This window comes from Streptomyces luteireticuli (assembly GCF_041519305.1).
Taxonomy (GTDB): Bacteria; Actinomycetota; Actinomycetes; order Streptomycetales; family Streptomycetaceae; genus Streptomyces; species Streptomyces luteireticuli.
Genome location: NZ_CP167927.1, coordinates 1,014,144 through 1,025,589, shown reverse-complemented (window position 1 = coordinate 1,025,589; position 11,446 = coordinate 1,014,144). Strand labels below are relative to the sequence as shown.

The 11,446-nt window shown below is 73.7% G+C and carries 1 protein-coding gene; it reads right to left on the bottom strand.

Annotation, left to right across the window (positions count from 1 at the left end):
- Positions 1-147: 147 nt before the first annotated feature.
- A complete protein-coding gene (locus AB8735_RS04395) occupies positions 148-11,133 on the bottom strand; it encodes a type I polyketide synthase (protein ID WP_372405490.1) in 10,986 nt (3,661 codons plus the stop codon).
- Between the last annotated feature and the right edge of the window lie 313 nt (positions 11,134-11,446).

Below are 11,446 nucleotides of genomic sequence, written 5' to 3'. Positions count from 1 at the left end.
ACCCTGGTCAGGTAGCGGCGGAGTTTCTTGGCGTCGTCCATGTACGTGCTCCATGCGATGAGTTCGGTGGTGCGAAGGGAAGGCCGTCGGCCGGGTACGGCGGAGGGAGGGGCGGCCTCTTCACGGGCCGCCCCTGATCGGGAGGGCTCAGGAGATCCCGAATTCCTTCTCGATGAAGCCGAAGAGCTCGTCGTCGGTGACGGCTTCGAGCTCCTCGGCCGCGGGCGCGTCGTCGGCCGTCGCGGTCCGCAGGAGGCGGCGCAGGCGTGTCGCGATGTCGCCCCGGGCGGGGGAGTCGTCCGGAAGAGCCGTCAACAGCTCCTCCAGCCTGTCGAGTTCGGCCGCTCCGGAGGTGTCCGTGTCCGCCGCCGTGTCGTCGAAGAGCTCGGCGGTGATGTGGCGGACGAGGTCGGTCACGGTCGGATGGTCGAAGACCACCGAGGCGGGCAGCCGGAGACCGGTGACCGCGCCGAGCCGGTTGCGCAGCTCCACGGCGGTGACCGAGTCCAGGCCCAGGTCGAGGAACTGCCGTTTGGTTTCCACGGCTTCGGCCGAGTCGTGGCCGAGCACGGCCGCCACCTGGGCGCGTACGGCCTCCAGCAGCCGCCGTGCGCGCTCGCGCGGGTCGGCGTCGGCCAGCCGGTCGCGCAGGGTGGCGCCCCCGGGGGCCTCGGCCACCCGGTCCGTGCTGTCCCCGAGCACCTGGCGGGCCTCGGGGATGCCGTCGAGGAGGGGGCTGGGCCGGGTGGCGGTGTAGACGTGGGCGAACCGGTCCCAGTCGATGTCGGCGATCACCAGAGCGGTGTCGTCCTGCTCCAGCGCCGCCTCCAGGGCGAGGACGGCGGACTCCGGGAGCAGCGGCGGTACGCCGTGCCGGACCCGCTTGTCGGCCACCGCGTCGCGGTCGGCCATACCGCCCTGCGCCCAGGCGCCCCAGGCGATGGACGTGGCCACCAGCCCCTGCGAGCGACGATAGCGGGCCAGCGCGTCCGCGTAGGCGTTCGCGGGGGCGTAATTCCCTTGCCCCGTCATGCCGACGGTGCCGGCCAGGGAGGAGAACAGGACGAACGCCGAGAGGTCCAAGTCCCGGGTGAGCTCGTGCAGATGCCATGCCGAGGCGGCCTTGGCCCGCAGCACACGGTCCACCTGATCGGGTGTCAGGGACTCCAGCGCCGCGTCGTCCAGCACCGCGGCCGTGTGGAACACGGCGGTGAGGGGACGGCCCGCCGGGATCGCCCCGATCAGGTCGCGGAGCGCCTCGGCGTCCCCGACGTCGCACGCCGCCAGGGTCACCCCGGCGCCCGCTGCGGTCAGTTCGGCCGCCAGCTCCGCCGCGCCCGGTGCGTCGGCACCGCGTCGGCTGACGAGCAGCAGGTGCTCGGCGCCGCGCTCCGCCAGCCGACGGGCCACCTGACCGCCGAGCGCACCGGTGCCACCGGTGATCAGCACGGTTCCGGCACCGGGCGTCCAGTCGCCGGCCGGTGCGCCGTCACGTCGCGCCGCCCGGGCCAGCCGGCGGCCGAGGACGCCGGACTCCCGGACCGCGACCTGGTCCTCGTGGGAGCCGGAAGCCAGCACCGAGCACAGCCCGGCCGTCATCCGCCCGTCCGGCGCCGAGGCCGGAAGGTCGATCAACCCGCCCCATGCGTCCGGGAGTTCCTGTGCCGCGACCCGGCCGAGGCCCCACACCAGCGCTTGTGCCGGGGCGGTCAGCGGGTCGTGGTCGCCGACGGAGACCGCGCCCCGGGTGACGCACCACAGCGGGACGGCCGCCGCCGCCAGCCCCTGGACGAGGAGCAGCGTCCGGTGCAGACCGGCCGGGGTCGCCGGGGCGTCGGGGACCGGCGTCTCGTCGAGGGCGAGCAGGGACAGCACGCCGGCGGTGTCCGGATGAGCGGCGAGCACGCCGGGCCACTGTTCCGCGCGCTCGGGAGCCACGACCGTCTCCACCGCGGCCCCGTGCTCGCGCAGGCCGGTGGTGACCGCCTCGTACATCTCGCCGTCCGCCTGGCCCGGGGCGACCACGACCAGCCAGGTGCCGGTGAGGCGGGCCGCCGGGCTCTCGGGCAGGGGCTTCCAGTCCTCCCGGTACCGCCAGGCGTCCAGCGCGGAGGCGGTGGTGCGGAGGTGATGCCACGCGGAGAGGGCGGGGACGACGGAGGCCAGGCCGTCCCGGGCGTCGGCATCGAGCCGGAGTGTACGTGCCAGCTCCTCCAAGTCCCCGTGCTCCACGAGCTCCCAGAAATCGGCGTGGGCGTCCGGGGGAGTGGTGGGGAGCGGGGCCGGAGCGTCCAGCCAGTAACGGCTGCGTTGGAAGGGGTAGGTGGGGAGGTTGAGGGGGGTGCCGGTGGTGAGGGTGTGGTGCCAGTTGGGGGTGTGGCCGTGGGTCCAGAGGGTGGCGAGGGAGGTGAGGAGTTGGGTGGGTCCGCCGTGGTCGCGGCGGAGGGTGGGGATGGTGGTGGTGTTGGTGTGGGTGAGGACGGGGTGGGGGCTGATTTCGAGGAAGGTGGTGTGGCCGTCGTCGGTCAGGGCCTCGATGGTGGGGTGGAAACGGACCTGCTCGCGCAGGTTGCGGTACCAGTAGTCCGCGTCGAGCGCGTCGCCGGATATGGGCCGGCCGGTGACGGTGGAGTAGATCGGGACGTCGGCGGCCTTGGGCGTGATCTCGGCGGCGAGGGTGAGGAGTTCGTTGTGGATGCGTTCGACGTGGGGGGTGTGGGAGGCGTAGTCGACGGCGATGGTGCGGGGGCGCAGGCCGGCGGTCTCCGCCTCGGCGGTGACGGCGGCGAGTACGTCCGGGTCGCCTGCGACGACGGTCGAAGCGGGTCCGTTGAGGGTGGCGATCCACACGTTCTCGCGGCCCATGAGCAGCTTGTTCACATGCTCCTCTGATGCGGCGAGGGAGAGCATGCCGCCGTGTCCGGCGAGTTCGCGGGCGATGGTCTGGCTGCGGAGGGCGACGAGTCGTGCGCCGTCGTCGAGGGTGAGTGCGCCTGCGACGCAGGCGGCGGCGATCTCGCCCTGCGAGTGGCCGATGACGGCCGAGGGTTCGATGCCGAGGGAGCGCCAGAGTGCGGCGAGGGAGACCATGACGGCCCAGAGGGCGGGCTGGACGACGTCCACGCGTCGCAGCAGTTCCTCGTCCCGCAGTGCCTCGTGCAGATCCCAGTCGACGTACGGGGCGAGACCTTCGGCGCACCGGTCGATCGAGTCCGCGAACGCCTTTGATGTGTCGAGGAGTTCGGTGGCCATGCCGGGCCACTGGGATCCCTGTCCGGGGAAGACGAAGACCGGGCCTTCGTCGGGTGCGTCGGTGACCGTGCCGTTGACGACGTGGGGAGCGGGCTCCCCGGTGGCGATCGCGTCGAGTCCGGCGAGCAGGGTGTCCCGGTCCTCGGCGACCACGACCGCCCGGTGTTCCAGAGCGGCACGCTGAGTGGCCAGGGCCCAGGCGACGTCCGCAGGGGTGTGAGTGTCGTCGGCCGCGAACTCCCGTAGCTGTGCAGCCTGTTCGCGCAGCGCCGCCTCCGATCGGGCGGAGATCGCCCACGGCACCGCTCCGCCGGCCGGGGTGACGGTCTCGGGTTCGGCGACGGGCGGGGCCGCCTCCAGGATCACATGCGCGTTCGTACCGCTCACGCCGAACGCCGACACCGCGGCGCGGCGCACATGGTCGTTCACCGGCCACTCGACGGTGTCGGTGACGAGCTCTACGGCACCGGAGTTCCAGTCCACGTGCGGGGTCGGCCGGTCGACGTGGAGCGTGGCGGGGATCATGCCCGCGCGCAGGGCCAGCACCGTCTTGATCACGGCTGAGACGCCGGCCGCCGCCTGGGTGTGGCCGATGTTGGACTTCATCGAGCCCAGTAGCAGAGGGCGGTCCTCCGGCCGGTCCTGGCCGTAGGTGGCCAGGAGGGCCTGGGCCTCGATGGGGTCGCCGAGCGCGGTGCCCGTGCCGTGCGCCTCCACCACGTCCACCTCGGACGCGACCACGCCCGCGTTCGCCAACGCCTCGCGGATGACACGCTGTTGGGACGGCCCGTTGGGGGCGGTGAGGCCGTTGGACGCGCCGTCCTGGTTCACCGCCGAGCCGCGGATGACGGCGAGCACCTGGTGCCCGTTGCGACGGGCGTCCGACAACCGCTCGACCAGCAGCACGCCCACGCCCTCGGCCCAGGCCGTGCCGTCGGCCGCCGCTGCGAAGGGCTTGCAGCGGCCGTCGGGGGCGAGCGCGTGCTGGTGGCTGAACTCGGTGAAGATGCCGGGCGTGGACATCACGCTGGAGCCTCCGACGAGCGCCATGCCGCACTCGCCGTTGCGCAGCGACTGAACGGCCAGGTGGAGCGCGACCAGTGAGGACGAGCAGGCGGTGTCCACGGTGAGGGCGGGGCCCGTCAGCCCGAGCGAGTAGGCGATCCGGCCGGACGCCACGCTGCCGGTGGAACCGGTGAAGAGGTAGCCCTCGGAGCCCTTGGTGTCGGCGCCGGTGCCGTAGCCCTGCTGGACGACGCCGACGAACACGCCCGTGCGGCTGCCGCGCAGCGACGTCGGGTCGATCCCGGCGCGCTCGAGCAGTTCCCAGGAGGTCTCCAGCAGCAGGCGCTGCTGCGGGTCCATGGCCACCGCCTCGCGGGGCGCGATCCCGAAGAACCCGGCGTCGAAGTCGGCGGCGTCGTGCAGGAATCCGCCCCGGTGGACGGAGGAACTGCCCGGGCGCGAGGAGTCCGGGTGGAGCAGTGCGCCGAGGTCCCAGCCGCGGTCCTCCGGGAAGCCGGAGAGCGTGTCGCGCCCGGAGGTGAGCAGCTGCCACAGGTCCTCGGGCGACCGTACGTCGCCGGGGAAGCGGCAGTTGACCGCCACGATCGCGATCGGCTCGTCCGAGGGCGCCGGGGCGCCGGAGACGGACGCGACGGTGGTGTCCGTGCCGGTGACCAGGCCGAGGAGGTGCCGGGCGAGTGCCGCCGGGGTCGGGTGGTCGAAGACGGCGGTCGGGGAGAGCGCCGCTCCGGTCGCGGCGACCAGGCGGTTGCGCAGCTCGACGGCGGTCAGCGAGTCGAAGCCGATCTCCCGGAAGACCTCGCCCGCCTCGACGTCGTCCGCCGAGGGCCAGCCCAGCACCGCGGCCGCGTGCCGCCGCACCTCGTCCAGCGCCACACGCCGCTGCCGGGCGGGGGTCGCGGCATCGGCGACGCGCCGCGGGAACCCGTCCAACGCCTCGGAGGCAGAGGGCAGTTCGACCTTCGTCGTGGCTTCGGGGCCCGTGGTGGAGAGCCAGTAGCGGTCGCGCTGGAAGGCGTAGGTGGGCAGGTCGACGGGGACGGAGGCGCCGGGAGTGAGGACGCGGTTCCAGTCGGGAGTGTGTCCCTGCGCCCAGAGCGCGCCCAGGGAAGCGAGGAGTTGGGCGGGGCCGCCGTGGCCGCGGCGGAGCGTCGGGGTGGCGCGGAGCCGGCTCTGCGTGGCGTGGGCGGTTTCCTGGAGCGGAGTGGTGAGGACGGGGTGGGGGCTGACCTCCAGGAACGAGGTGTGGCCCGCCGCGACGAGGGCGCGGACGGTCTCGTCGAAACGGACCTGCTCGCGGAGATTGCGGTACCAGTACGCGGCGTCGAGTCCGGAGCCGGGGACGGGCTCGCCGGTCACCGTCGAGTGGAGCGGGATGTCGCCGTCGCGGGGCTCGATCTCGGCGGCGAGGGTGAGGAGTTCGTTGTGGATGCGTTCGACGTGGGGGGTGTGGGAGGCGTAGTCGACGGCGATGGTGCGGGGGCGGAGACCGGCGGCTTCGGCCTCGGCGGTGACGGCGGCGAGTGCATCCGGGTCGCCTGCGACGACGGTCGAAGCGGGGCCGTTGACCGTGGCGATCCACACGCAGTCGTGGCCTGCGAGGAGTTCGCCCGTGCGCTCCTCGGACGCGGCGAGGGAGAGCATGCCGCCGTGTCCGGCGAGTTCGCGGGCGATGATCTGGCTGCGGAGGGCGATGAGCCGTGCTCCGTCGGTCAGTTCGAGTGCGCCTGCGACGCAGGCGGCGGCGATCTCGCCCTGCGAGTGGCCGATGACGGCCGAGGGTTCGATGCCGAGGGAGCGCCAGAGTGCGGCGAGGGAGGCCATGACGGCCCAGAGGGCGGGCTGGACGACGTCCACGCGCCGCAGCAGTTCCTCGTCCCGCAGCGCCTCGTGCAGATCCCAGCCGACGTACGGGGCGAGAGCCTGGGCGCACCGGTCGATCGAGTCCGCGAACACCGTTGAGGCGTCGAGGAGTTCGGTGGCCATGCCGGCCCACTGCGAACCCTGCCCCGGGAACACGAAGACCGGTCCCTTTCCGGGAGCTTCGGCGGCCGTCCCGTCGACCACGTGCTCGGCGGGTTCCCCCGCGGCGATCGCGGCCAGGCCCGAGAGGAAGCCCTCGCGGTCCCCGGCCACCACCACGGCGCGGTGCTCCATGGCGCTCCGGCCGTCGATCAGCGAGCGGGCGACGTCGGCGTCCCGGTGGCCGGTCGCGGCCGCGAACTCCCGTAGCTGCTCGGCCTGTCCGCGCAGCCCGGCCCGCGTCCGGCCGGAGACCACCCACGGCAGCACCTCGCCGGTGTCGAGGGCGGCCGTTTCCCGTACGGCTTCCTCCGGCGCGGGGCCTCCGGCGGGGGCCTGCTCGACGATCACATGGGCGTTCGTCCCGCTGATGCCGAAGGACGACACGGCCGCCCGTCGCGCGTGGCCGGTGTCCGGCCAGGGGCGGGTTCCGGTGACGAGTTCGACGGTGCCGGAGGACCAGTCCACCTCGGGGGTCGGCCGGTCGATGTGCAGGGTGGCGGGGACGACGCCCTCGCGCATCGCCATCACCATCTTGATGACACCGGCGATGCCCGCGGCGGCCTGGGTGTGGCCGATGTTGGACTTCACCGAGCCGAGGAGGACGGGCCGGCCGGCGGGCCGGTTCCGGCCGTAGGTGGCCAGCAGCGCCCGGGCCTCGATCGGGTCGCCGAGCGCCGTGCCCGTGCCGTGCGCCTCCACGACGTCCACCTCGGTGGCCGGGAGCCCGGCGCTCGCCAGGGCGTCCCGGACGACCTGCTGCTGGGCGCGGCCGCTGGGGGCGGTGAGGCCGTTGGAGGCGCCGTCCTGGTTGACGGCCGAGCCGCGGATGACGGCGAGCACCCGGTGCCCGTTGCGGCGGGCGTCGGACAGCCGCTCCACCAGGAGCATTCCGGCGCCCTCGGCCATCCCCGTGCCGTCGGCGGCGGCCGCGAAGGCCTTGCAGCGGCCGTCGGGGGAGAGGCCGCCCTGGCGGCTGAACTCGGTGAAGATTCCGGGGGTGTTGAGGACGGTGACGCCGCCGACGAAGGCCAGCGAGGTCTCCCGTCGGCGCAGCGACTGGATCGCCAGGTGCAGTGCCACCAGGGACGAGGAGCAGGCGGTGTCCAGGGTGATGGCGGGGCCGGTGAGGCCGAGGTGGTAGGCGATGCGGCCGGAGGCCACGCTCGCGGTCTTGCCGGTGAGCAGATGGCCGGCGAGCTCCTCCGGCGCCTCGTGCAGGCGGGGGCCGTACTCCTGGTCCATGGTGCCGACGAAGACGCCGGTGCGGCTGCCGCGCAGCGACTCCGGGTCGATTCCGGCGCGTTCGAGCAGTTCCCAGGAGGTCTCCAGCAGCAGGCGCTGCTGCGGGTCCATCGCCAGGACCTCGCGCGGGGAGAGGCCGAAGAAGCGGGCGTCGAAGTCGGCGATGCCGTCGAGGAATCCGCCGCCCGTGGCGGTGGTGCCGCCGGCGGCCAGCTGTTCCAGGTCCCAGTCGCGGTCCTCGGGGAAGGCCGAGATCGCGTCCTGTTCCGCGGCGACCAGCCGCCACAGGTCTTCGGGGGACCGCACGCCGCCGGGGAGGCGGCAGCTCATGGCGACGATGGCGATCGGGTCTTCGTCACCGGCCACGGACTCGACCGGGTCCGTGGACTTCACCGGGTCCATGGACTTCACCGGGTCCACGGACCCTGCTGACGCCACGGATTCCACGTACTTCACGGACTCAACGGACGCCACGGCGGCGGTGGCCGCTTCCCCCGGGCCGGGACGCCGGACCGGACTGCCCATGGCCGCGAGATGCTCGGCGAGCCCGGCCGGCGTCGGGTGGTCGAAGAGCTCGGTGGTGGAGAGCCGGGAGCCGAGCGCGCCGTTGAGGCGGCCGCACAGGTCGCCGAGCATGATCGAGTCGAAGCCCAGGTCCTTGAACGTCCGCCGGGCGTCGAGGTCGTCCGGCGTCGCGTGGCCGAGGACGGCCGCGGAGTGGGCCCGTACCTGGTACGCCACGTCGGGTCCGGCCGCGAGGGGCTCGTTCAGGGCGGGCTCGTCCACGGTGGGCACGGCTGCCGGTGCGGCGGATGCGACGACGGCCGGGACAACGGGAGTTGACGCGTCGAGCCAGTACCGCCGCCGCTGGAAGGCGTACCCCGGCAGGTCGGTGCGGCGCGCGCCGGTACCGGCGAACACCCGGGACCAGTCCGGCTCGGCGCCGTACGTCCACAGCTGCGCCAGCGAGGTCAGGAGGCGGCGGGCGCCGCCCTCGCCGCGGCGCAGGGTCCCGGTGCCGGCCAGCGGGGTGCCGGTGGCGTGGCCGGTCTCCAGGACGGCGTTGGTGAGGACGGGGTGCGGGCTGACCTCCAGGAACACGGTGTGGCCGGCGTCCGCCAGGGCGCGGACGGTGTCCTGGAAGCGGACCGGTTCGCGGACGTTGCGGTACCAGTACTCGGCGTCGAGGCTCTCCCCGGCGACGGGTCCGGCGGTGACCGTCGAGTACACCGGCACGGTGCCGGGCCGCGGGGTGACCGTGGACGCCACCTCCAGCAGCGCGTCGCGGACGTGCGTCACCAGCGGCGAGTGCGAGGGCCAGGCGGCGACGACGGTACGGGCCCGCAGCCCCTCGGCCTCGGCCCGGGCGGTCACCTCGGCGAGTCCCCCGTGGCGTCCGGCGACCACGGTGGCGGCGGGGCCGTTGACGGCGGCGATCCACACGTCGTCCCGGTCGGCCAGGAGTTCGCCGACCCGTTCGGCCGAGGCGGCGACGGTCGCCATGCCGCCGCGGCCGGCCAGCCCCTCGGCGGCGACCTGGCTGCGCAGGGCGACCAGCCGGGCGCCGTCCTCCAGACCGAGGACGCCCGCGACGCAGGCGGCGGCGATCTCGCCCTGGGAGTGGCCCACCACGGCGGCCGGTTCGACGCCCAGCGAGCGCCACAGCTCGGCCAGCGACACCATCACGGTCCACAGTGCGGGCTGGATGACCTCGACGCGCGCCAGCACGGTGTCGTCGGCGGTCTCCCGCAGGACGTCGAGGACGTTCCAGTCGAGGTAGGGCTCCAGCGCCCGCGCGCACCGTTCGACGGAGGCGGCGAACACCGGTGAGGAATCGAGGAGTTCGGCGGCCATGCCGACCCACTGGGAGCCCTGGCCGGGGAAGACGAAGACCGGACCGGCGCCTGCGTCGGCGATGCCGCCGACGACATGGGCGGCGGGGCCGCCGGCGGCGATCGCGTCCAGGCCGGTCAGGGTCTCCTGCGGGGTCCCGGCCAGGACGACGGCGCGGTGCTCAAGTGCGGTGCGGTGCGCGGCGAGGGACCAGGCGAGGTCGGCGGGCGCGTGGTCGCCGTCGGAGGCGAAGCCGCGCAGGCGGGCGGCCTGTCCGCGCAGCCCGTCCGCGGAGCGGCCCGAGACGGGCCACGGCAGGAGGCCGTCGGTGCGCAGCACCGGTTCCCGGCCGTCGGCAGGGGAGGGGGCGCTGGCGGGGGAGGGGGCGTCGTTCGTGGGAGCCTCGGCGACGATGACGTGGGCGTTGGTGCCGCCGACGCCGAAGGCGGACACGCCGGCGACGAGCGGTTCGCCGGGGCGCGGCCAGTCGGTCGTGGCGGTCTGCACCTGGAGCTTCCAACGGTCCAGCGGAATGGCCGGGTTGGGGGTGCGGAAGTTGAGGCTGGGCGGGAGGCGGCGGGCCTTGAGGGCGAGCAGGACCTTGATGAGGCCGGTGATGCCGGCGGCGCCTTCCAGGTGGCCCACGTTGGTCTTGGCGGAGCCCACCCGCAGGGGGTGGTCACCGGACTGCTCGGAGGTGATGGCTCCGGCGAGTGCGGCGGCCTCGATGGGGTCGCCGACCGCCGTTCCCGTGCCGTGCAGTTCGACGTACTGGATCTCGTCGGGGCGGGTGCCGGCGGCGGCGCGGGCCCGGCGCAGCACCTCTTCCTGGGCGGTGCGGCTGGGGGTGGTGAGGGTGTCGCCGCCGCCGTCGTTGTTGACGGCGCTGCCGCGCAGGACGCCATGGATGCGGTCGCCGTCGGCGAGGGCCCGGTCGAGGGGCTTGAGCAGGACCAGGCCGCCGCCCTCGCCGCGGACGTAGCCGTTGGCGCGGGCGTCGAAGGTGAAGCACCGCCCGTCCGGTGACAGGCCGCCGAAGCGCGTGATGCCGAGGGTGCCGTCGAAGGTGAGGTTGAGGTTGACGCCGCCGGCGAAGGCGGTCTCGCATTCGCCGGCGCGCAGGCTCTGGCAGGCGGCGTGCACGGCGACGAGCGAGGAGGACTGCCCCGAGTCGACGACCATGCTGGGGCCGTGGGCGCCCAGCAGGTAGGAGAGCCGGTTGGCGATCATGCCGCGGGTCAGGCCGGTGAGGGTGTGGTGGGTGACGGCCTCGTGGCCGTGCCGGTGGAGCAGGGCGGCGTAGTCGTCGTTGATGGCGCCGACGAAGACGCCGGTGCGCCGCCGGGCGAGGCGGGCGGTGGTCAGGCCCGCGTCCTCCAGGGCTTCCCAGCCCAGTTCGAGCACCAGCCGCTGCTGGGGGTCCATGGCGGCCGCCTCGCGGGGCGAAATGCCGAAGAACGCGGCGTCGAATTCGTCCACTTGGCGGAGGAAGGCGCCTTTGCCGGGTATCGCGGCGGATTCCGCGCCGGAGGGCCGGGGCCAGCGGTCCGCGGGTATGGAGGTGACCGCACTCATGCCCTTTTCGAGCAGTTGCCAGAACTCGTCCGGATTTTCCGCCCCCGGCAGGCGGCAGGCTATCCCGATGACCGCGATCGGACTATGGGCCGTGACCGGACCGTCGGCCGCGACCGGCTCGGCATCCGCGATCGGGCCGTCGGCCGGACGAGGGCGCGACGAATCGGCAACTCTGGACAAAAGAAACACTCTCCCCCGTGATCCTGAAACGTGCATCCCAGCCGCCGTGCGGAGAATCCGGAACCAGGGCCCGTGGAACGGGCCGTAACCATGGGGTGAGGGACCGGAATGCCGTACGGAGAACCCGAGGGGGTCGAATCTGAGAACCGCCCGGGATTCGGCTGGATGGTGATGATGTCGAGATCAACTGGCTGGAAGGTACCCCACGCCGGAAGCGGGGTGCAAGCATCTTTGATGCCATCACCGCTGGTCACCGGCGCGCTCCTGCGTGTTGTGAGGGGCTATGCGGAATACAGAACTCCCTTCCTTGTCC